The organism is Pseudorhizobium xiangyangii (assembly GCF_020531965.1).
GTDB classification, from domain to species: domain Bacteria; phylum Pseudomonadota; class Alphaproteobacteria; order Rhizobiales; family Rhizobiaceae; genus Neorhizobium; species Neorhizobium xiangyangii.
In genome coordinates this window covers 17066-39507 of the sequence record NZ_JAJAWH010000016.1, presented here as the reverse complement: position 1 = coordinate 39507, position 22442 = coordinate 17066, and the positions used below count along the sequence as shown (strand labels likewise).

At 62.4% G+C, this 22442-nt stretch carries 20 protein-coding genes; 14 read left to right on the top strand and 6 right to left on the bottom strand.

Translation table 11 applies throughout. The features are described 5' to 3' along the window. Position 1 precedes the first annotated feature (1 nt). The 3 genes from LH464_RS15415 (at position 2) to LH464_RS15405 (ending at position 3813) form a co-directional block, all read left to right on the top strand. Entirely contained in the window at positions 2 to 1852 is a 1851-nt protein-coding gene (locus tag LH464_RS15415) for a M3 family oligoendopeptidase (RefSeq protein WP_226787286.1), read from the top strand. A 189-nt stretch (positions 1853 to 2041) separates the two neighbouring features. Continuing rightward, a complete protein-coding gene (locus LH464_RS15410) occupies positions 2042 to 3202 on the top strand; it encodes an aminodeoxychorismate synthase component I (RefSeq protein ID WP_226787285.1) in 1161 nt (386 codons plus the stop codon). After that, positions 3151 to 3813, top strand: coding sequence for an aminotransferase class IV family protein (locus LH464_RS15405; protein WP_226787284.1), 663 nt, complete (start codon positions 3151 to 3153; stop codon positions 3811 to 3813). The genes LH464_RS15410 and LH464_RS15405 overlap by 52 nt, the downstream gene beginning before the upstream one ends. Before the next feature lie 7 nt (positions 3814 to 3820). On the opposite strand, the gene LH464_RS15400 is transcribed toward LH464_RS15405, so the two are convergent. The 3 genes from LH464_RS15400 to LH464_RS15390 all read right to left on the bottom strand — a co-directional run bounded on the left by LH464_RS15400 (position 3821) and on the right by LH464_RS15390 (position 5543). Further along, entirely contained in the window at positions 3821 to 4111 is a 291-nt protein-coding gene (locus LH464_RS15400) for an Atu4866 domain-containing protein (RefSeq protein ID WP_226787379.1), read from the bottom strand. 138 nt (positions 4112 to 4249) lie between these two features. Beyond that, entirely contained in the window at positions 4250 to 4759 is a 510-nt protein-coding gene (locus tag LH464_RS15395) for a nuclear transport factor 2 family protein (protein ID WP_226787283.1), read from the bottom strand. Positions 4760 to 4814: 55 nt separating this feature from the next. After that, complete coding sequence (locus tag LH464_RS15390; RefSeq protein WP_226787282.1) at positions 4815 to 5543, bottom strand: SDR family oxidoreductase; 729 nt, start codon at positions 5541 to 5543, stop codon at positions 4815 to 4817. A 119-nt stretch (positions 5544 to 5662) separates the two neighbouring features. Here LH464_RS15390 and LH464_RS15385 point away from each other — a divergent pair, with 119 nt between their 5' ends. The 8 genes from LH464_RS15385 (at position 5663) to LH464_RS15350 (ending at position 14520) form a co-directional block, all read left to right on the top strand. Further along, positions 5663 to 6553: a LysR family transcriptional regulator gene (locus tag LH464_RS15385; protein WP_226787281.1), complete on the top strand. Its 891-nt coding sequence runs from the start codon at positions 5663 to 5665 to the stop codon at positions 6551 to 6553. A gap of 21 nt (positions 6554 to 6574) precedes the next feature. Continuing rightward, positions 6575 to 7495 carry a heme-dependent oxidative N-demethylase family protein gene (locus LH464_RS15380; RefSeq protein ID WP_226787280.1) on the top strand — a complete coding sequence of 307 codons (921 nt, stop codon included), beginning with the start codon at positions 6575 to 6577 and terminating at the stop codon, positions 7493 to 7495. 147 nt (positions 7496 to 7642) lie between these two features. Then, complete coding sequence (locus LH464_RS15375; protein ID WP_226787279.1) at positions 7643 to 9088, top strand: homospermidine synthase; 1446 nt, start codon at positions 7643 to 7645, stop codon at positions 9086 to 9088. Positions 9089 to 9233: 145 nt separating this feature from the next. Further along, positions 9234 to 9596: an outer membrane lipoprotein Omp10 gene (gene omp10 / locus LH464_RS15370; RefSeq protein WP_226787278.1), complete on the top strand. Its 363-nt coding sequence runs from the start codon at positions 9234 to 9236 to the stop codon at positions 9594 to 9596. A 204-nt stretch (positions 9597 to 9800) separates the two neighbouring features. Then, entirely contained in the window at positions 9801 to 11678 is a 1878-nt protein-coding gene (locus tag LH464_RS15365) for a 5'-nucleotidase C-terminal domain-containing protein (RefSeq protein WP_226787277.1), read from the top strand. A gap of 120 nt (positions 11679 to 11798) precedes the next feature. After that, positions 11799 to 12833 carry a ferrochelatase gene (hemH, locus tag LH464_RS15360; protein WP_226787378.1) on the top strand — a complete coding sequence of 345 codons (1035 nt, stop codon included), beginning with the start codon at positions 11799 to 11801 and terminating at the stop codon, positions 12831 to 12833. Between the two features lie 171 nt (positions 12834 to 13004). Next, positions 13005 to 14060 carry an SPFH domain-containing protein gene (locus LH464_RS15355; protein WP_226787276.1) on the top strand — a complete coding sequence of 352 codons (1056 nt, stop codon included), beginning with the start codon at positions 13005 to 13007 and terminating at the stop codon, positions 14058 to 14060. Between the two features lie 4 nt (positions 14061 to 14064). Continuing rightward, entirely contained in the window at positions 14065 to 14520 is a 456-nt protein-coding gene (locus tag LH464_RS15350) for an NfeD family protein (RefSeq protein ID WP_226787275.1), read from the top strand. Here the strand turns inward: LH464_RS15350 and LH464_RS15345 are convergent, their stop codons facing one another. Then, positions 14521 to 15516, bottom strand: a complete 996-nt coding sequence (locus LH464_RS15345; RefSeq protein ID WP_226787377.1) for a KpsF/GutQ family sugar-phosphate isomerase — start codon at positions 15514 to 15516, stop codon at positions 14521 to 14523. It lies immediately after the preceding gene. 134 nt (positions 15517 to 15650) lie between these two features. Here LH464_RS15345 and LH464_RS15340 point away from each other — a divergent pair, with 134 nt between their 5' ends. After that, on the top strand, positions 15651 to 17177 hold the full coding sequence (locus LH464_RS15340; RefSeq protein WP_226787274.1) for an outer membrane beta-barrel protein: 1527 nt from the start codon (positions 15651 to 15653) through the stop codon (positions 17175 to 17177). A gap of 52 nt (positions 17178 to 17229) precedes the next feature. Here LH464_RS15340 and galU read toward each other — a convergent pair whose 3' ends face one another. Beyond that, the gene (galU, locus tag LH464_RS15335; RefSeq protein WP_226787273.1) at positions 17230 to 18114 is read right to left on the bottom strand and encodes a UTP--glucose-1-phosphate uridylyltransferase GalU; all 885 of its coding nucleotides are present in this window, start codon (positions 18112 to 18114) and stop codon (positions 17230 to 17232) included. A 199-nt stretch (positions 18115 to 18313) separates the two neighbouring features. On the opposite strand from galU, the gene LH464_RS15330 reads away from it, so the two are divergent. Together LH464_RS15330 and LH464_RS15325 are read left to right on the top strand one after the other, a co-directional pair. Then, on the top strand, positions 18314 to 19534 hold the full coding sequence (locus tag LH464_RS15330; protein WP_226787272.1) for a lytic murein transglycosylase: 1221 nt from the start codon (positions 18314 to 18316) through the stop codon (positions 19532 to 19534). An 83-nt stretch (positions 19535 to 19617) separates the two neighbouring features. Further along, positions 19618 to 20808 (top strand): SGNH/GDSL hydrolase family protein, encoded by a 1191-nt coding sequence (locus LH464_RS15325; protein WP_390624990.1) that lies wholly within the window; start codon positions 19618 to 19620, stop codon positions 20806 to 20808. A gap of 179 nt (positions 20809 to 20987) precedes the next feature. On the opposite strand, the gene LH464_RS15320 is transcribed toward LH464_RS15325, so the two are convergent. After that, the gene (locus LH464_RS15320) at positions 20988 to 22442 is read right to left on the bottom strand and encodes a glutamate synthase subunit beta (RefSeq protein WP_226787271.1); all 1455 of its coding nucleotides are present in this window, start codon (positions 22440 to 22442) and stop codon (positions 20988 to 20990) included.

Genomic DNA, 22442 nt, shown 5'->3' with positions numbered 1-22442 from the left:
GATGCATCTGTTCCAAACCGCCACGCCGGTCCCGCAATCCCCTGCCGAGCCCGCCGCCGACGATGCAGCCCTCGGCCTTCTCCCTGTCTGGAAGCTCTCACACCTTTACCCCGCCAGGGATGCGCCTGAATTCAAGGCCGACATGGAAAGAGCCACGGTCCTTTCGAAGGAATTCGAGGCAAAATGGAAGGGCAAGCTCGCCGCAGCCACCGGGAAGACGGGTGCCGAGGGGCTGGGTCAGGCGCTTGCCGATTTCGAGGTGCTGGAGGACCTGCTCGGCAAGATTGGCTCCTTTGCGGGCCTCACCTATTTCTCCGATACGTCCAGCCCCGAGAACGGCAAGTTCTATGGCGACGTGCAGTCGAAACTGACCGATCTCTCCGCGCATCTGCTGTTCTTCGCGCTCGAACTCAACCGCATCGACGACGGCGTGATCGACGCCTGCCTCGATAACGACCCGCAAGCGGCGCACTACGGCCCCTGGATCATCGACCTGCGCAAGGACAAGCCCTTCCAGCTCGACGACAAGCTGGAGCAGCTCTTCCTTGAAAAGTCGATGACCAGTGCGGCCGCATTCAACCGGCTGTTCGACGAGACGATGTCGGAACTGCGCTTCGAGGTGGACGGCAAGAAATTGCCGCTGGAGATCACCCTCAACATGCTGCAGGAGCGCGACGAAACGCTGCGTGCCAAGGCCGCGAAAGCGCTGTCTGAAACCTTCCAGCAGAATATCCGCGTCTTCACGCTGATCACCAACACGCTCGCCAAGGACAAGGAAATCGCCGATCGCTGGCGTGGCTTCGAGGACATCGCCGACTCGCGGCATCTGGCCAACCGTGTCGAACGCGAAGTCGTCGATGCGCTCGCCGCTGCCGTCAGGGAAGCCTATCCCCGCCTGTCGCACCGCTACTACAAGATGAAGGCGAAGTGGCTCGGAATGGACCAGATGAACTTCTGGGACCGCAACGCGCCGCTGCCGGAAACGCCGAATGCGCTGATCTCGTGGAACGCCGCCCGGGAAACCGTGCTGTCCGCCTATGCCGGGTTTGCGCCCGAAATGGCGCAGATCGCCGGCCGCTTCTTCGATGAGGAATGGATCGACGCGCCTGTCCGCCCGGGCAAGGCGCCCGGCGCCTTCGCCCATCCGACGGTTCCCTCGGCGCACCCCTATGTGCTCGTCAACTACCTGGGCAAGCCTCGCGACGTGATGACGCTCGCCCACGAACTCGGGCACGGCGTCCACCAGGTTCTGGCCGGCGGCCAAGGCGCGCTGATGTGCCAGACGCCGCTGACGCTGGCGGAAACGGCATCCGTCTTCGGCGAAATGCTGACCTTCCGCGCCCTTCTCGACAAGACGAAGGACAGCAAGGAGCGCAAGGCCATGCTTGCCCAGAAGGTGGAGGACATGATCAACACGGTCGTGCGCCAGATCGCCTTCTATGAGTTCGAGCGCAAGCTTCACACCGCCCGCAAGGAAGGCGAGCTTACCGCTGAGCAGATCGGCGAGCTGTGGCTTTCGATCCAGTCGGAGAGCCTCGGCCCGGCCATCCGCATCTTTGAGGGCTATGAGAGCTGGTGGACCTACATCCCCCACTTCATCCACTCACCCTTCTACGTCTACGCCTATGCCTTCGGCGACTGCCTGGTAAACTCCCTCTATGCCGTCTACCAGCAAGCCGATCCGGGCTTCCAGGAGAAGTATTTCGAACTTCTGAAAGCGGGCGGCACCAAGCATCACTCGGAGCTGCTGAAGCCTTTCGGCCTGGATGCCACCGATCCGTCCTTCTGGTCGAAGGGACTTTCGATGATCGAGGGGCTGATCGACGAACTGGAAGCTCTGGACAAGGCGTGATCCCACCCTCCCCACAAGGGGGAGGGCTTAACCCAGCCGCTGCTCCGAAATTCGATCGGGATGCAATCTGGGCAGTGGATTGCCGCGAATCTTCTCCCCCTTGTGGGGGAGATGGCCGGCAGGCCAGAGGGGGTCTAGGCTAAGAGAGACCACTTTGCGACCGGCGGAGAGTTGGACACCGAAATACAGATGCAAATGCCCGCCCCCTACGCCCTTTTCCGCGACGACAAACGGCAAGAGAGTCTGCTGTTTGGCCATCCCCGCGACATCGTGTTAGCAAGGACCGCCGACGAGATCCTGCCTGCCCTTGAACGACTGGAGCAGGCCCGGCGGAATGGCTTCTGGCTGGCCGGCTATGTTTCCTACGAGGCGGGCCATGTCTTCGAAGACAAGCTGCGCGCGCTGATCGTCGACAACCGCGAGACGCCGCTGATCGCCATGGGCATTTTCGATGGCCCGGCAGCCGCCGACAGTCCGTTGGCGATACCGCCTGAAGCGATCGAGACCGAACCGTTCCTCACCGATCCGCACGCAGCATGGGATTTTCCCGCCTACCGCAATCGTTTCGAGCGGGTGCATGACCACCTGCGTCGCGGCGATTTCTATCAGGCCAACCTGACCATGCCGATCACCGCCCGCTGGAACGGCGATCCGCATGCCGCCTTCTGGTCGCTCGTCGAGCGCCAGCCGGTCCATTACGGCGCCCTGATCGATCTCGGCGGCCCTGTGATCCTGTCGCGTTCGCCCGAACTCTTCTTTGAGGTCGGTTCCGATGGCTGGATCGAAACCCATCCGATGAAGGGAACCGCGGCGCGCGGCGCAAACCCGGTCGAAGACGAGGCGATCATCGCCGGCATGCTTGCGGACGAAAAAACGCAGGCGGAAAACCGCATGATCGTCGATCTCCTGCGCAACGACATCTCGGCGATCAGCGAGGTAGGATCGCTGTCGGTCCCGAAACTCTTCGAGATCGAAACCTACCCGACCGTCCACCAGATGGTCAGCCACGTCCGGGCAAAGCTCCTCGACAATATCGGCCTTCCCGAAATATTCCGGGCGCTTTTCCCTTGCGGCTCGGTCACCGGCGCACCGAAAATGTGGGCGATGCGTGCGCTTGCCGAGCTCGAAACCAGCCCGCGCGACGTCTATTGCGGGGCTATCGGCTGGTGCGACCCGCAGGGTCCGATGCGTTTTTCGGTGGCCATCCGCACGTTGGCCCTTTTCAATGATGGGCGAGCAGTCTTCAATGTCGGCGGGGGGATCGTGTTCGATTCTAATGCCGAGGCGGAATACGAAGAATGTCTTCTCAAAGCGCGGTTCGCGCTAAACAGTCAGGAGATCTCTCGCTGATCGAGACCATGCGCTGGGAACCCGGCACGGGTTTCTTGCGCATCGAGCAGCACATCCGCCGGCTGCACCGATCTGCCGATGCGCTCGGCTTTCGCGCCGCGCCACCCGACCTTATGGAGCAGTTGGAGGCCGCAGCCCTGGGCGAGGCCGCGCTACGGGTCCGGTTGGTGATGAGCTTTCGCGGCAAGGTCGAGATCACCACGACACCGTTCACGCCACTTGCCGAGGACACCGTCTGGCGACTGCGCATAGCAGAAACGAGACTTTCCTCCGACGACCCCATGTACCGCCACAAGATCTCCCGACGCGAAGTCTACGAAGCTGCCCGCGCCGAGTTTCCGGCCGAGGACGCGGACGAAGTGCTGCTGCTTAACGAACGCGGCGAGATCTGTGAGGGGACGATCACCAATGTCTTTGTCGAACAGGCCGACGGTTCGCTGATAACCCCGCCGATCTCCTGCGGGCTCCTGCCGGGGATCCTGCGCGCCGACCTCATCCGCGCGGGCCGCGCAAGGTCCGGCCTCGTGAAGCCGGAAGATCTTGCGGGGAGAAACCTCTTCGTCGGAAATTCCCTGCGCGGGCTGATCCGCGCAGAACTGATCGAGGCATAGGCCGGTTCTACTTCTCCCGGTAGAACACCATGCCGCCGTGGTGCAGCGTATTGGCGCCGACGAAGTCACCATCGGCGGTGAAGCCGGTATCGTCCCAGTATTCGATGTGATCCCCGGCCACTTCGTAGCGCCCCTGATAGGCGTGTCTGCGGTTGCCCCGCGCTTCGTCATAACGGCCGCTGGGCAGCAACTCCTGCCGCACGTGACCGTCCCCGGTCACCCACATGCCGAGATACGGGTGGTTATTTTGCAATTGAGTTTCAGCTTTCACGGACAGGCCTAAAAGCAAAACGGTCATGGCGGCCGCGAATAGACGCTGCATGGTCGGGTTCCTTCTGGACATTGATTGTACTGGATTGCGCGGTAGCCGGCGGGCGGGCGCACAATTACCCTGCCGCCGTGTCAAGCAAGCGGCAGGATGTGAAACTGCGGGGGGCTACTGGACCCGGGGCTCGTTGTTGTCGAGAACGTCCTGATAGGCGACCAGATCGAGAAACGCCTCAGCCTTCACGACAGCTCCGTTTTCCATCCGGAATATCCATAGGTATCGGTTGCTGTATGGATTTCCGGATGTCGTCGTGGATGATGCGTCGAAGCGGATGATCACCGTATCATCGACGGCCCAGATGTTGTGAACGTCCGGCATGAGCGGCTTGGTCAGGCGGCTGACGATCGGAACGGCCCCCCGCTCGACAAACTCTTCGATGCCGTTGTGGGTGGCGGCGATCGGGCCGGACCCATGGATGGTCCAGACGATGTCCGGCGAGAGAAGCTCGAAAACGCTTCCGCCCGCAGCCCATGCCTCGAACGCGTCGCGCACGATGGCTTCGTTCCGAGCCTCGGTGTCGGTATCAGGGTTGGCGGTATTGGCTTGTGCCGAGGTGATGCTCGCGACAAATGCCAAGGCGACAAGCAGCTTCCTGCCGCTGATGAAAGCTTGAGTCATTCGGTCATTCCTTTCGTTGAGAGATTATCCAAGGCAGACGAAACCGGCCTGCTCCTCAGTGTGGCGTTCTGGTCGGGCGGACGACGATCTCGTTCACATCGACGTCCTCCGGCTGCTCGATGGCAAAGCGTACGGCGCGACCGATGGCATCGGGCTGCAGGGCGATGGCGCGATAGGCTTTCATGCCTGCCGCAGCAACCGGATCGGTAATCGTGTCGGCCAGTTCACTTTCCACCACGCCGGGATGGATACAGGTGACACGCAGCTTTTCGTTCTCCTGCCTGAGCCCGTCGGAAATTGCCCGGACAGCGTATTTTGTGGCGCAATAGACAGCGGCTGTCGGCGAGACGTTGAGGGCGCCGATAGAGGCGATGTTGATGATCTGGCCGGAACCGCGCTTCGTCATGTCCGGCAGGACGGCGGCGATGCCGTAGAGCACGCCCTTGATGTTGACGTCGATCATGCGGTCCCATTCGTCCACCTTGAGCGAGGCCATGAGCGACAGCGGCATGATGCCGGCATTGTTGACGATCACATCGACCCGCCCGAACTCCTGCCGTGCAGCCTCGGCAAACGCGGAGACATCGGCGCGATCCGTCACGTCAAGCCTTCGGGTCATTACCTTGCCGCCCATGGCGCGGATTTCTCCTGCCAGCGCATCGAGCCGATCAGTGCGGCGGGCGCCGAGCGCCAGCGTCGCACCGGCGCTTGCCAGCTCACGGGCAATGCCCGCGCCTATTCCGCTTGATGCGCCGGTGATGAGTACGACCTTGTCCATCGGCATGTGGATCTCCTTTTTTGACTGTCACACCGCATTTTTTTGCGGTTGCCAGGAAGGTAGATCCGAAGCATTGTTACGATAACCGCCCATCTGCTTTACAAATTGGAAAGAATTACTAACCAATGAACACGGACCTGAACGCGCTCGCGATCTTCGCCTTGGTGGCGCAGGAGAAGAGTTTCCGGGCGGCGGCGGATCGCATGGGCGTGACCCGCTCAGCAGTCAGCCAGTCGATACGGCGTCTGGAGGAGGCGATGGGCATCGCCCTGGTACAGCGCACCACCCGCAGCGTCAGCCTGACGGAAGCCGGTGAACGCCTCTACCGCGATGTCGCACCGGCGCTGCTGGACATGACTGCAGCGATCGACGCGACACGTGATCTGCGTGGCGTTCCTCGTGGGCAGTTGCGGCTGGCGGTCTCGTCCATCGCCGAGAGCTTCCTGTCCGGCCCGCTGCTTGCTTCCTTCACCGAGGCCAATCCGGAGGTTCAGCTCGACATCACCGTCACCGACGAGGAATTCGATATCGTCGCGGAAGGCTATGATGCTGGCGTCCGGCTCGGCGAGGTCATCGCACAGGATATGATCGCAGTCACCGTGTCCGGCGACCAGCGGCAACTCGCCGTCGCTTCGCCGACCTATATCGAACGTTTCGGAATGCCTGGCCATCCGCGCGAACTGGCCCGCCGCCGCTGCATCGGCTGGCGGTCGGCACCGGGCATGGCGCCCTACCGCTGGGAATTTTCCGAAAACGGCGCGGAGTTCAGCCTTGCGGTCGAGCCGGAGGTCACCACCAACGACATGGCGCTGATGATCCGTCTGGCGGTTGCCGGGGCCGGCATCACATTCGGGATGGAGGAGAGCTTCCTCCCGTCGATCAGGCGGGGAGAGCTCGTGCCGTTGCTGGAAGAATTTTGCCCCCGCTTTTCCGGCTTCTATCTCTACTATCCGAGCCGCCGCAACGCCGCGCCGAAACTTCGGGCCCTCATTGACCATCTCCGGCAGTTCAGGTGACAAGGAGAAAGGCCCCGCGCCATGTCACGGCGTCGCAGTGGAAAGATGATGACCAAGCTCGCCTACACCCCCTATGACGGCTCCTCCACCCCGTTCACCATCGGACTGCAGCAACTGGATGCTGACCGGTGGATCGAGCCGGATGATGAACTCGCAGAACGACTGGCCGAGCGAAATCGGTTGCTGGCCGAACATGGCGAGCGGGTTTTCCGGGCGGAGCCGGGAACCGAGGCGGCCCAGCAGGAGGTCCTCGATCTGCTGGCGGCCTATCTGCCGGACCGGCACGCGCATATTTACCACCGCCACCGCGATCTCATGCGGATGGCGGGCCATGAGGTGGACCTGGCAGACCCTGCAATACCGCCGCTGCAGCGCGCAGCGCTGCTCGTCCAGGACGACCTCGTGCTGATGCGCAAGGGCGAAAATGGCTGGCGCCTTGCCGCCGCCTTTCTCGCCTTCCCCTCCTCCTGGCGCCTGGCCGACAAGTTCGGCCTGTCGCTGGACGACGTGCATTCCCCGGTACCGGGCTTTGATGGCGGCAGTCGAAATGCCGGGCTGATCAGCCGGATGTTCGACAATCTCTCGCCCGACCGCTTCGTCGTCCGGTGGAACTGGTCGGTCAACTGGCGCCATGCCTTCTTCCATCCAACGCCTTCGTTGCCCGAGGACGTCGAGCGGGCAGCTCCGACCGATGGCGTCATTCGGATCGAACGGCAGACGCTGCGAAAGCTGCCGGTCTCCGGCGACATCCTCTTCACCATCCGCATCTATCTCGATCCGCTGGCCGCGATACTCGCCCGGCCGAACGGCGCTGATCTGGCACTTGCGATGGCCGACCAGCTGGAAGCGATGACGCCGCAAGAAGCGGAGTACAAGGGGCTTCTGGCGAAGCGTGCGGAACTCGTCTCGTGGCTGCGAACGGCAAAGCCAGGCAGCAGATGACGATTTTTCCGGCCTCCGTCGCAACCTCTTTATTGTGACGAGGATTTATGATCTAGAGCGCCAAAATAGCGATCAAGCGCTCCCATCCGTTCCCCTGTTGACCAAGCGGTACAGCGGCGAGATGCCGTTGCTCTGAAGGAGAAGCACATGTCTGAACAGAACTACCCGGTACATGGCGACATCACAGGCCCGATCGTGATGATCGGCTTCGGTTCGATTGGCCGCGGCACGCTGCCGCTCATCGAGCGTCACTTCAAGTTCGACAAGAGCCGGATGGTGGTCATAGACCCCCGCAACGATGAAGCGGAGCTTCTCGCCAAGCACGGTGTCAGGCATATCCAGGCGCATGTGACGAAGGACAACTACAAGGAGCTGCTGAAGCCGCTTCTGACCGCAGGTGAAGGCCAGGGCTTCTGCGTCAACCTGTCTGTCGATACCGGCTCGCTCGACCTGATGAAGTTCTGCCGCAAGCTGGACGTTCTCTACATCGACACGGTCATCGAGCCCTGGCTCGGCTTCTACTTCGATGCATCGGCCTCCAACGCCGATCGCACCAATTACTCCCTGCGCGAGACACTGCGTCACGAGAAGGCCAAGAACCCGGGCGGAACCACGGCCGTCTCCACCAGTGGCGCCAATCCGGGCATGGTTTCCTGGTTCGTGAAGCAGGCGCTGGTCAACCTCGCTTACGAAACCGGTCTCACCTTCGAAGAGCCGGCCGCCGGCGATCGGGAAGGCTGGGCCAAGCTGATGAAGAAGCTCGGTGTCAAGGGCGTGCATATTGCCGAGCGCGATACCCAGCGCACCAAGAACCCCAAGCCGCTCGACGTGTTCTGGAACACCTGGTCGGTGGAAGGTTTCATCGCCGAAGGCCTGCAGCCTGCCGAACTCGGCTGGGGCACGCATGAAAAATGGATGCCGAAGAACGCCAAGAAGCACAAGAAGGGCTGCAAGGCAGCCATCTACCTGGAGCAGGCGGGCGCCAACACCCGCGTGCGCAGCTGGTGCCCAACGCCTGGCCCGCAATACGGCTTCCTCGTCACCCACAACGAGTCCATCTCGATTGCCGACTACTACACAGTCCGCAACAAGGATGGCGACGTCACCTATCGCCCGACCTGCCACTATGCCTATCACCCCGCCAATGACGCCGTGCTTTCGCTGCACGAGATGTTCGGCAATGGGGGCAAGGCTCAGCCGGTCCAGCACGTTCTCGACGAGGACGAACTGGTGGACGGCATCGACGAACTCGGCGTCCTGCTCTACGGCCACGAAAAGAACGCCTACTGGTTCGGCTCGCGCCTTTCGCTCGAAGAGACCCGCCGGATCGCCCCTTACCAGAATGCGACGGGCATGCAGGTAACGTCCGCCGTGCTCGCCGGCATGGTCTGGGCGCTTGAGAACCCGAAGGCCGGCATCGTCGAAGCCGACGAGGTGGACTACAAGCGCTGCCTGGAAGTGCAGATGCCGTATCTCGGTCCGGTCGAAGGCCACTACACCGACTGGACCCCGCTAGACGGCCGCCCGGGTCTCTTCCCGGAGGACATCGACACCTCCGATCCCTGGCAGTTCCGCAACATTCTCGTGCGCTGATTGCCCCACTGCAAGGGAAACGATCATCAAATTTGATCGTTTCCCTTGTTGAAACATGCGAAAGATGCTGTGAAACCGCTCAAGCTGCGTTAGATATGAGCGGATTGTTGGCGGCCTGCGAGAGGTCGAACTGCGGGAGAACATCATGAAGTTGAAAGCGAGCCTCGCGCTCATCGCTGTCGCCACGCTCTCGGCGTGCGTTTCCTCGCCGCCGTCCCGCGCTCCCCAGCAGCAGGCGCAGCCACGGGGCGTCGAAGGCAGCTGGGCCGATCCGAGCGGCATCATATCCACCTTCCAGGGCGGTACGTTCAGCACGCGTTCTACCGACAGCAACACGCTTCTGGCATCCGGAACCTACACCACGCTTTCCCCCACCCTGGTGGAGATCAACATGACTTCGCTGGTGCGCAACACCCAGGCGCGGGTCAACTGCTCGCTGGTCTCGCAGAGCCAGCTGAACTGCACGCAGGATAGCGGCGCTCAGTTCTCGCTCACGCGCCGCATCTGATATCCGGCTGGGCCATCTTTATGAAACCCCGCTTCGGCGGGGTTTTTTATTGCCCGCCGTTGCATCGGGCCGCCTGTTTTGCACTGCACATTTCCCTTGAAACCGCATCCCCTTGATGAAAACATGCCCGCGCACGCCCTGGTGGGACATGCGATCGGGCGGACAGCCGGAATATCGGCGGATCGGAAACAGGAGAGACAGACGATGACGAAGACGTTGAAACTGGGGCTGATGACGGCCTCGGCGCTAGCCCTCTTTGCCGGCACCGCGTTTGCCGATTACGAACTCAACATCCTCCACATCAACGATCTTCATTCGCGCATCGAAGCAATCAACAAGTACGATTCCACCTGCACGGCCGAAGAAGAAGGCAAGGACGAATGCTTCGGCGGGATCGCACGGGTCAAGACCGCGATCGACAGCCGGCGCGGCGAACTGCAGGATGCCAATATCCTCGTGCTCGACGCAGGCGACCAGTTCCAGGGTTCGCTGTTCTACAGCATGTTCAAGAGTGGCCCGATCGCGGATTTCATGAACGGCATCGGCTTCGACGCCATGGCGATCGGCAACCACGAGTTCGATGACGGCCCGGAAGAGCTCCTGAAGTTCATCGACGCCGCCAAGTTCCCGATCATTTCCGGCAATACCATTGCCACAGATGCAAGCCCGGTCGCCAACAAGTTCGAAGGCTATATCGTCAAGGAAATGGGCGGCCAGAAGGTTGCCGTCGTCTCGGTCCTGGCCACCGACACCGACGAAACCTCCTCCCCAGGCGACGCAATCAGCTTCGAGGACGAGGTCGAGTATCTGAAGAAGGTCGTTCCTGAGCTCGAGGGACAGGGCGTCAACAAGATCATCCTTCTCTCGCATGTGGGCTATGAGCGCGACAAGCAGATCGCCGCAGCCTTGGAAGGCATCGACGTAATCGTCGGCGGCCACAGCCACACCCTGTTGTCGAGCACCGACGACAAGGCGGCAGGCCCCTACCCGACCCTGGTCAAAAACCCCGCGGGCACCGACGTTCCGATCGTGACGGCCTATGCCTATTCGAAATATCTCGGCGACCTCAAGGTGGTGTTCGACGACAACGGCGTCGTGAAGTCCACCGAAGGTGCGCCGAAACTGCTCGACGGCTCGATCGTGCCGGATGCCGGTTTCGCCGCGAAGGTCAAGGAACTCGGCGAGCCGCTGGAAGAGCTGAAGCAGAAGGTCGTCGGCTCGTCCACGGATACCATTGTCGGTGACCGCAACGTGTGCCGGGTCGAGGAGTGCTCGATGGGCAATCTCGTCGCTGACGCGCAGCTCGAACGGGTCAAGGATCAGGGCATCACCATCTCGATCGCCAATAGCGGCGGATTGCGCGCCTCGATCGACGCTGGCGACGTGACGATGGGCGAAGTGCTGACGGTTCTGCCGTTCCAGAACACCATCGCCACCTTCCAGCTGAAGGGCTCCGATCTCCTTGCAGCGCTGGAAAACGGTGCGAAAGGGCTCGAGGAAGTTGCAGGACGCTTCCCGCAGGTTGCCGGCATGAAATATGCCTTCGACAAGTCGAAGCCCCCCGGCAGCCGGATCAGCGACGTGCAGGTCAAGGAAGGCGAAGGTTTCGTACCGCTCGATCCGAACAAGACCTACGGCGTGGTCACCAACAACTATGTCCGCGGCGGCGGTGACGGCTACGAGGTCTTCGCGACCAATGCGGTCAACCCGTACGACTTCGGCCCCAACCTCGAACAGGCCGTGGCCGACTACCTGACCGCCAACAACCCGTACAAGCCCTACACCGACGGGCGGATCACGGATGTGACGCCGTCAACGGAGACGGCCCAGACCGAGGCACCTGCCGCGCCGGCAGCCTCACCTGCGGCAGCGCCGGCGGCAACGGCAACCCCTGCGGCGAAGGAACCGCCAGTTTCTGCCTCCCCGACCCCCTACACGGTCACCCGCGGCGACTCGCTATGGAAGATCGCCGAGGCCACCTATGGCAATGGCGAAATGTGGACCAGGATTTCGGGCGCGAACGGCCTGCGCAATCCGGATCTTCTGGAAATCGGCCAGCAACTCGAGCTGCCGGCTCGCTGACAACGATTTGACTAGCATTCTAGGCGGCCCGGGCTTCCCCGGGCCGCTTATTGTTTCTAGATAGAACCAGACTTTTTGCGACGCCCTGTTCGCCTTAGACATATCGATATTGGAACCATGATGAACGCCATCGCCAGCCACATGCCGTCCGACCATCCCAAGGTACAGTTCGGCAAGGTGGGAGTTCTCCTCGTCAATCTCGGCACGCCGGACGGTACGGACTACTGGTCCATGCGGCGCTATCTTGCCGAATTCCTGTCGGACAAGCGCGTCATCGAATGGTCGCGCCTCTACTGGTATCCAATCCTCTACGGCATCGTTTTGAACAAGCGCCCGCAGAAGGTCGGCAAGGCCTATGAGGAGATCTGGAACAAGGATCTCGATGAAAGCTACCTGCGCACCTACACCCGCAGCCAGGGCGAGCTGATGGCCGAGCGGCTGAAGGACCTGCCCAATGTCGTGGTCGACTGGGGCATGCGCTATGGCAAGCCGTCGATCGCCGAACGCATCGACGCGCTGAAGGAAAAGGGCTGCGAGAGGATCGTGCTCTTCCCACTCTATCCGCAATACGCCGCCTCGACCACCGCGACCGTCAACGACAAGGCCTTCGAGCACCTGATGAAGCTGCGCTGGCAGCCGGCTGTGCGTACGGTGCCGCCCTATCACGACGATCCTGCCTACATCGAGGCGCTGGCCAATTCCGTCAATGCGACGCTCGCCACGCTCGACTGGGAGCCGGAGATGCTGATCACCTCCTTCCACGGCATCCCGCAATCCTACTTCAAGGCTGGTGACCCCTATCACTGCCACTGCCAGAAGACGGCTCGGCTGCTGCGCGAAAAGCTTGGCCGCACCGAAGACAATTTCATGCTGACCTTCCAGTCGCGTTTTGGACCCGAGGAATGGCTGCAGCCCTACACCGACAAGACTGTCGAGGCTCTGGCAAAGAAGGGCGTCAAGCGGATCGCGGTCATGAACCCCGGCTTCGTCTCCGACTGTCTGGAAACGTTGGAGGAAATCGCCGGCGAGGCCGGAGAAATCTTCCTCCACAATGGCGGCGAGAAGTTCGTCCACATTCCCTGCCTCAACGACAGTGTCGACGGCATGAACGTGTTGGAAACGGTTGTCCGCCGCGAGTTGCAGGGGTGGGTCTGACCCACCCGGTTGCTCACCTTTGGATCGGGTGAGCCCTCACCGCCTGTGACGAGCCGCGGTAACGCAGCAATCGAAAGGTTACTCCGGAACCGCCACCGCCGAACCTGCGTTTCCTCTGCGTCTGGAACATGTTACTCCACTGTCCAACTGTATGAGCTGGAGGAATAAAACATGGTTTTCGACGGTCTAGACGTTGTGGTCCTTGCCATCGTAGTGCTGGTCATCCTCGTCCTGTTTGCGGGGATAAAGACCGTGCCACAGGGCTACCGCTATACCATCGAACGGTTCGGGCGCTATACCCGCACGCTGGATCCGGGCCTTAACCTGATCACCCCGTTCATCGAGCGCATCGGCGCACGCATGAACGTCATGGAGCAGGTCCTGGCCATCCCGACACAGGAAGTCATCACCAAGGACAATGCCAGCGTCTCGGCGGATGCGGTTGCCTTCTATCAGGTGCTCAACCCCGCCCAGGCGGCCTACCAGATCTCCGACCTCAACAACGCCATCCAGAACCTGACCATGACCAATATCCGGTCGGTCATGGGCTCCATGGACCTCGATGAGCTGCTGTCCAACCGCGAAGTCATCAACGAGCGGCTGCTGCGCGTCGTTGACGAGGCGGTCGGCCCGTGGGGCATCAAGGTCACCCGCGTCGAGATCAAGGACATCCAGCCGCCGGCCGATCTGGTGGAATCCATGGGGCGCCAGATGAAGGCGGAGCGCGAGAAGCGCGCCCAGGTTCTGGAGGCGGAAGGCGCCCGCAACGCACAGATCCTGCGTGCCGAGGGCGCAAAGCAGGCAGCCGTTCTCCAGGCCGAGGGCCAGCGTGAGGCGGCCTTCCGCGAGGCCGAAGCCCGCGAGCGTCTGGCGGAAGCCGAAGCGAAGGCGACCCAGTCCGTTTCGCAGGCGATCGCGCTCGGCGACGTGCAGGCGATCAACTACTTCGTCGCCCAGAAATACACCGAGGCTCTGGCCGAGATCGGCAAGGCGCCGAACTCCAAGATCGTCCTGATGCCGATGGAGGCCTCGGCCCTGATCGGCTCGCTCGGCGGCATCGGCGCCATTGCAAGGGAGGTCTTCGGTGACGGAAACGGGCCGGCGCGCATCCGGCCGACCGTACCACAGCAACCTGCGCCAGTGACAGCACCGCGCGCAACGCCACCAGCTACGCCAAGGACAACGACACCTCCGGTCAATCCATTCGCACCGCGCAACGAGACGTGATCCCATGCTGCAGGACCTGCTTTCCAATCTCGGCCCGTGGAGCTGGCTGATCCTCGGCATCGTCCTCCTGGGTGCGGAACTGGCCGCACCCGGAGTTTTCCTGATCTGGATCGGCGCGGCAGCGATCGTGGTCGGCGCGCTGTCGCTCCTGCTTTGGAATGTCGCCTTCTGGTCCTGGCAGCTGCAGTTCTTGGTGTTCGCCATCCTGGCCATAGCCTTCGCCGTGGCCGGGCGACGCTTCTATTCCAGGAATGCAACGAGCGACGAGCCGAACCTTAACCGCCGGGGCAAGAGCCTGATCGGCCGCACGGCGACGCTGCACGAGCCCATCAGCGAAGGGCGCGGCAGGATCCGCCTGGACGATACGTGGTGGCCGGTCATGGGGCCGGATCTTCCGGCCGGAACGCGCGTAAAGGTCGTTTCCGCGGAAGGCCGCGACTTGCGCGTGGAGGTGGCCTGATCAGGCCACGCCGACGCGCAGGAGATCGTGGAAATGCACGATGCCGACGGGGCGCGCGTTCTCGTCGGTGACCATCAGCGCCGAAATGTTGTGTTCGTTGAGAATGCCCATGGCGGTGGTCGCCAGCGTCTTCTCGCTGACCGTCTTCGGGTCGCGGGTCATCAGGTCATCGACGATCATCGCGCTGAGATTGAGGTTCAGCCCGCGTGCGAGGTCGCCATCGGTGACGATGCCGCACAGGGAGCCGTCATCGTCGAGAACCCCGACGCAGCCGAAGCGCTTCTCGGAAAGCGTCATGACTGCCACCGGCAGAGGCGTGCCCTGCTGCACCAGGGGAATCCGGTCGCCGGCATGCATGATGTCGCCGATATGGCTGAGCATCGCGCCCAGCTTTCCGCCCGGATGGAAGACGCGGAAATCGAGTGCCGTAAAACCACGCGCCTCGAGGAGCGCCACTGCCAGCGCGTCTCCGACCGCAAGCTGCATCAGGGTCGAGGTCGTCGGCGCAAGCCCGTGCGGGCAAGCCTCCTGCTCCTTCGGCAGGAGCAAAGCAACCGTTGCTTCCCGCGCAAGCGTGGAAACCTCACCGGCCGTCAACGCGATCAAAGGAATGGAGAAACGGCGGCAATAGGCGAGGATCGCCTGCAGTTCGGCGGTTTCGCCGCTCCAGGAGACGGCCAGAACCGCATCGTCGCGCGAGATCATGCCGAGGTCGCCATGCCCCGCCTCGGCGGCATGCACGAATGAGGCGGGCGTTCCCGTGGAGGCAAACGAGGCGGCGATCTTTGCGCCGATATGCCCGCTCTTGCCGACGCCGGTGATGATGATACGCCCCGGACGCCCGAGGATCACCTCTACCGCCCGCGTGAAGGATTGGCCGAGATCATTCTGCAGGGAACGCTCGAGCGACTCGAGGCCCTTCCTCTCAATCTCGATGGTCCGAATGGCGGAGTCGATCACCGTCTTCCCGACCGGCTGCAATGCTCTCTTGTTCATGTCCGGCATGTATCGCTTTCGCAAAACGAAGTCCATTGCGCCGATGCCGCGAAATCCTGTGGCAAACCAAGTGTTAACCACAAAGCTTTACGTTCGCGTAACGGCCGCAACAGCCGCACATTAGGATGGCACGAATGGACAAGCAAGGTGGAAGGCAAGCCTCGCGCCGGCGGGCGCTGGCGCTTCTGCTTGCCTGCTCCGCACTTGCCGTGCCCGCACCGGGCACCGCGCAGAGCGTGTATCCGTCATCGCGAGGGTCCGACCGGGAAGCCGGTCTCGCGCCGGGTGGACAGATGTCCGGCCCAGCCACGCTCGCAGCCCCGGGAAACATGCAGTCAATCGTGGGCGATCCGCTCGATCCGGGCGAAACGACCGGTTCGATCGATCCGCGAACGGTTGGCGATCCTCCTCTTCTTTCCGACACGTCAGCCAATACGACGCCGGTGAATGACCCGCCCTATGCGGAAGATCTCAACCAGTTCTCCGATTTGCCACTCGACCCGGGCGCCGAAGGCATCGACGCCGGCGAAGCGCCGGTCCTTCCCGGTGATCCGACGGGAGTGCGTCTCGGCACGTTCATGTTGCGCCCCTCGATCAGCCAGTCGATCAATCGGGAAACCATTCGCAGCGATGGGACGAAGACCACCCGCGACTACCTCGGCACCACCATCCGCGGCACGTTGAACTCCGACTGGTCGCGCCATGAACTGTCTGTCGCCGGCGAAGGAACGCTGGAACGCGATATCGGCGGGCGCGGCGAAACCGAGCCGGCAGCCCGGATCGATGCGAACCTGCGGCTGGACCTGGCAGACGAGACCATCGCGAACATCACGGGCGGCTACACCTTCGAGCGCGAGGACAACGACGATCCGAACGCGGTCGGCGGCGCAACCGCCCAGTCCGGTGTCCACCAGTTCGACAGCGGCGTGACGGTGGAGCGGGACGCCGGGCTCATCAGGGGTCTGGCCGGTCTCGGCGTCAGTCGCGAAATCTATACCGACGCCAAACTCGAGGACGGTTCAAAACTCAGTCTCAGCGAGCGCGACAGGACAACCGTCGATGGCCGGCTCCGCCTCGGCTATGAACTTTCTCCCGCCCTGATCCCCTTCGTGGAAGTGGGCGGTGGACGGACCTTCTATGACGAAACCCGTGACTCCGCCGGCTACGAGCGCTCCTCCTGGACCTATGCCGCGCGCGCAGGCGTGGAATTCGATCTGAGCGAGAAACTGCGCGGCGAACTGGCGGCGGGATACGAGCGGGTCGATTACGACGACGGGCGGCTCGATGCGCTGGACGCACTGACGTTCGACGGACGGACAACATGGTCGCCACAGCGCGGCACGGATGTCGAATTGGCACTTCGCACGACGCTGCAGGATTCCACCGCGCCGGGGGCAAGCGGTTGGGTCGAATACGATCTCGTGGCCACCCTCGCGCACCAGATGCGGCACAATCTTGTCGGCCGCCTTACCGGCGGCGCTACGCTCCGCGATTTTCCGGATGCCGACAACGAGACTGTCTGGGTTGCCGGAACCGGCCTTACCTGGAACATCAACCGCTATCTCGACCTCACTGGCGACGTCGAATACGAGCGTAACAAGCGCACCGGCGGAGATACCGATACGTTTCGCGCCGGGCTCGGCCTGACGTTGCGGAAATGAAAGCGCCGGAGGTCGTCCGGGCGCTTTTTTCTAAATCTGAATGGACCGAAGGCTATTTAAGCCGCGCCACCAGATCCTTGAGAGGGCCCTCGATCGCCGGGCGGATGTCGCTGCGCTGCAGCGCGAACGCGAGGTTCGCGAGGATGAAGCCATCCTTCGCACCGCAATCGAAGGTCTCGCCGCGGAAGTGATAAGCCGCGAATTCCTGGGATTTCGCCAGCGCCAGCATGCCGTCCGTCAACTGGATCTCGTTTCCGGCGCCGCGCTCCTGGGTTTCCAGGATGCTGAAGATTTCCGGCTGCAGGATGTAACGCCCGTTGATGTAGAAGTTGGAGGGTGCCGTGCCCTTTGCCGGCTTCTCGACCATCTCGGTGATCTTGAACCCGTCGCCGACCGCCGCGCCCTTGCCGACGATGCCGTATTTATGGGCCTGTTCGGGATCGCACTCCTCGACCGCCAGCACATTTCCGCCGGTCTGCTCGTACAGATCGACCATGCCCTTCAGGCAGCTCTTTTCCGCCGACATGATCATGTCAGGCAGAAGAACCGCAAACGGCTCGTTGCCGACGATATCACGGGCGCACCAGACGGCGTGGCCGAGGCCGAGCGGCACCTGCTGGCGCGTGAAGCTTGCCGTGCCGGCCTTGGGCAGGATGTTGGAGAGCAGGGTCAGCTCGGCGTTCTTGTTACGCTCGCGCAGCATCTGCTCCAGTTCGTACTGGATGTCGAAATAATCCTCGATGACACCCTTGCCGCGACCGGTGACGAAAACGAAGTGCTCGATCCCCGCTTCTGCCGCCTCGTCGACGACGTACTGGATGACCGGCTTGTCAACGACCGTCAGCATTTCCTTCGGCACGGCCTTTGTCGCCGGCAGGAATCGCGTCCCGAGCCCTGCAACGGGGAATACAGCCTTACGGATTTTTTTCTGTGCCACGCACGAACCTCCTGAAGCACACTAATGCGCTAATTCACGATCGCGTCATTTAACGCGGATTTCCTACCGTTTCACCAACGATGCGTTGTCGCCACTAATATGGTAAAGAGTTTGTTGACTCTGTGCTGTTATTCATTCGTTAAGCCGGACATGACGCCCGGTGATGCATGAACTTGAAGAGCTACGGACACGACTGCTGATGAACATGTTTCGCACCAATCGCATTCGCGGTTTTATTTTCTCGCTGGTTGCAGGCGCATGCCTTGCGACCACTCCGATAGATGCCCGGGCTGACGCAGGTTTCAAGTCCTGGGTTTCCGAATTCTACGGCACTGCAGCCAAGAGCGGCATCAGCCGTTCCACCTATGACAAAGCCTTTGCAGGTATCAGTAGCCCGGATCCCAAGGTCCTTGAAAAGGCCGCGTACCAGCCGGAATTCAAGGCGCAGATCTGGGACTACCTGGATTCCCGCGTGAACCCCTACACGGTCAAGATCGGCCGCGAAATGCTCTCCAAGCATGGTCGCACGCTGGCATCGCTGGAACGTCATTTCGGCGTCGACAAGCATATCCTCCTGGCCATCTGGTCGATGGAATCCAATTACGGCGCCGTGCTGGAAAAGCCGGATCGCCTGCACCACGTGCCGCAGGCCCTGGCAACGCTTGCCTGGGGTGATCCGAAGCGCGCCAAGTTCGCACGCACGCAGCTGATTTCGGCCCTCAAGATCCTGCAGTCCGGCGAGGTGACCTCCCGTCACCTTACAGGTTCCTGGGCAGGCGCCATGGGCCACACCCAATTCATTCCGTCCAGCTACCTCCTTTACAAGTTCGATGCGGACGGCAACGGCCATGCGGACATCTGGAACTCCATACCGGATGCTCTGGCAACAGCCGCCAACCTGCTCAAGAAGAACGGCTGGCAGACCGGCAAGACCTGGGGATACGAGGCGGCCATGCCGCGCGGGGTAGCGAAATATGAGGGCCAGACCAAGACGCTCGCCCAGTGGGCGGCGCTCGGCGTCACAAGGCCGAACGGCAAGGGCTTCCCACGCGGCGGCGACCGGGCGGAGTTGAAGCTTCTGGCAGGCGCCAACGGCCCGGCGTTCCTGATGACGCGCAACTTCTTCGTCATCAAGCGCTACAATGCGGCCGACAGCTACGCACTCGGCGTCGGCATGCTCGCCGACCAGATTGCCGGCTTCGGCGGAATGCAGCAGCGCTGGCCGCGTCCCGACGGCACCCTCGACATCGTCGAAAAGTTCGAATTGCAGACGAAGCTCAAACAGCTCGGCTACTATGAGGGTGAGATCGACGGTAACTTCGGTTCCGGCTCCAAGGCGGCCATCTCCGCCATCCAGGGGCGGCTCGGCATGCAGGCAGATGGAGAGCCGTCGCAGTCCCTGCTCAACGCCCTGCGTTGACAACCATATAGATCTCGCCCCAAATCGCTTTGACAGCGAGCGGGGCGAGAGCACACGGCAAAAGCATGAGAGTTTTGCAACACATGGGCGGCGGACGCATTTTCAGCCGAGGGATGGCAGTCATCCTGATCATGGTGCTCGCTGTGCCCGCTCAGGTTACGCCCGCCTCCGCACAGGAACGGGTCCAGCGCCGTAATCTTTTCGACATGCTCTTCGGTGGCGGTCGCCGCTACATCGACGAACCGGCCGTCATGGACGTCGCACCGCGCCGTCAGCGCCAGCAGCAGCGCCAGCGGCAACGCAACCGTCAATCCGAGACACGCCCTGCGGCACGCCGTGCCGCCCCGCCGCCGGTAGCGCCGCAGCCCGCGCCGGTTGCCAAGCTAGAGGACGCGCGCAAGGTCCTCGTCGTCGGAGACTTCCTTGGCGGCGGCCTCGGTGATGAGCTGACCACTGCCTTCGCCAAATCGCCCGGCGTTGCCGTATCGGAAAAGAGCAATGGTTCATCCGGTCTGGTGCGGCAGGACTACTACAACTGGCCGCAGGAGCTTCCCGCTCTCCTCGACGAGGTCAAGCCGGCACTTGTCGTGGTGATGATCGGCGCCAACGACCGGCAGGAAATGAAGTTCGGCGGCGCGACCGAAAAATTCCGCACCGATTCCTGGTTCAGCGAGTACGAGAAGCGCGTCCAGGAACTCGCCGGCATCGTCACGGCGCGCAAGCTGCCGCTGCTCTGGGTCGGCCTGCCCTCGTTCCAGTCGCCATCCATGATGACCGACGCCGTCAAGTTGAACGGCATCTACCGAGCCCAGGTCGAAAAGCTCGGCGGAGAATTCGTCGATATCTGGGAGGGTTTCGTCGACGAGGAAGGCAAGTTCATCGTTACCGGTTCGGACATGAACGGCCAGCAGGCGCGCCTGCGTGGGTCGGACGGGATCAACTTCACCACGGCCGGCAAGCGCAAGCTTGCCTTCTACGTGGAGAAATACGCCCGCCGGCATCTCGGCGACATGGCGAGCCCGGAACTGGTCAACCTCGACGCGTCGAACCTGCCCTCTCTGCAGACCCTGCCGCCATCGCCGGCCATGGCCATCCCCGTACAGCCGATGAACCTCATGGACCCGGAGCTGGATGGGGGCAGTGAGCTGCTCGGTGCCACGCCGCCGCCGGAGCCTCTCGTTGAAACGCCCCGCGACATGCTCGTCAAGCGCGGGGAACTGCCTCCCGCACCAAAGGGCCGCCTCGACGACTATCAGCGCTCAACGGTTCGGTAGTCTTTTACGTCCCGCTTAAGAAAGCCATGCCTTGCCGGGTCTTTCTTGATGCAGCGCCTCAGGATGTACATGCCCGAAAGGTGCAGTGATTCCCGAAATGGATCAAACGAGAGCCCATCTGAAAATGCCTTCTCTGCAGACTCACCTGGAGAGAGGGCATTTTTGTCAGTGCGCTGGGCTCAGCGCGGCAGGACCGAGCTTCCCATCAGCGCTTCGTCGATAGCGCGGGCTGCCTGACGGCCCTCACGGATCGCCCAGACGACCAGCGACTGGCCGCGGCGAACGTCGCCCGCAGTCCACAGCTTGTCCACCGACGTGCGATAGTCGCTGTCATTGGCGACGACGTTGGTTGAACCGCGCCGGTCGACGTTGAGCTCGAGCTGACCATCCAGTTCGGAGAGGAGGCCTTCCTGGAGCGGGCCGGAGAAGCCGATCGCGATGAAGGCAAGGTCGGCCTTGATGATGAAGTCGGTGCCCGCGATAGGCTTGCGGCGCTCGTCCACCTCGCAGCAGCGCACGCCCGTCAGGTGCCCGTCCTCGCCGACGAACTCGAGCGTCGCGACCTGGAATTCGCGAATGGCGCCTTCGGCCTGGCTGGAGGAGGTGCGCATCTTCGTCGCCCAGAACGGCCAGACGGCCAGCTTGTCTTCCTTCTCGGGAGGCTGCGGGCGAATGTCGAGCTGGGTTACCTTGACTGCGCCCTGCCGGAAGGCGGTGCCGACGCAGTCCGATGCCGTGTCGCCGCCGCCGACGACCACGACGTGCTTGGCACCGGCCAGGATCGGGTCGGACGGCCAGCCGACGCTGTCGATGTTTTCGCGGCCGACGCGGCGGTTCTGCTGCACGAGGTAAGGCATGGCGTCATAAACGCCCTGGAACTCGATGCCGGGAATGCCCGCCGGACGCGGCGTTTCGGAGCCGCCGCAATAGAGCACGGCGTCGTGCTCGGCGATCAGTTCCGCGACCGGCTTGTCGACGCCGACATTGACGCCGCAATGGAACGTCACGCCCTCGCCCTTCATCTGCTCGATGCGGCGGTCGATGAAGTTCTTTTCCAGCTTGAAGTCCGGGATGCCGTAGCGCAGCAGGCCGCCAGGCTTCGTCTCGCGCTCGTAGACATGCACCTCGTGGCCGGCGCGACCGAGCTGTTGGGCAGCCGCCATGCCGGCAGGGCCGGAACCGACGACAGCCACTCGTCTGCCGGTGTGTACGGTTGCCGGCTGCGGACCGATGAAGCCGAGTTCATAGGCCTTGTCGGCAATCGCCTGCTCGATCGTCTTGATCGCGACCGGCGTGTCCTCGAGGTTCAGCGTGCAGGCTTCCTCGCACGGCGCCGGGCAGACGCGGCCGGTGAATTCAGGAAAATTGTTGGTGGAATGGAGGTTGCGGATCGCCTCTTCCCATTTGCCGCCATAGACCAGATCGTTCCAGTCGGGGATCTGGTTGTGAACCGGACAGCCCGTCGGACCGTGGCAGTAGGGAATGCCGCAGTCCATGCAGCGGGCCGCCTGCTTGGTCACTTCCGCATCCGACATCGGAATGGTGAATTCGCGGAAATGGCGGATACGGTCGGAAGCCGGCGAATACTTCATCACCTGCCGGTCGATCTCGAGAAAACCCGTTACCTTGCCCAT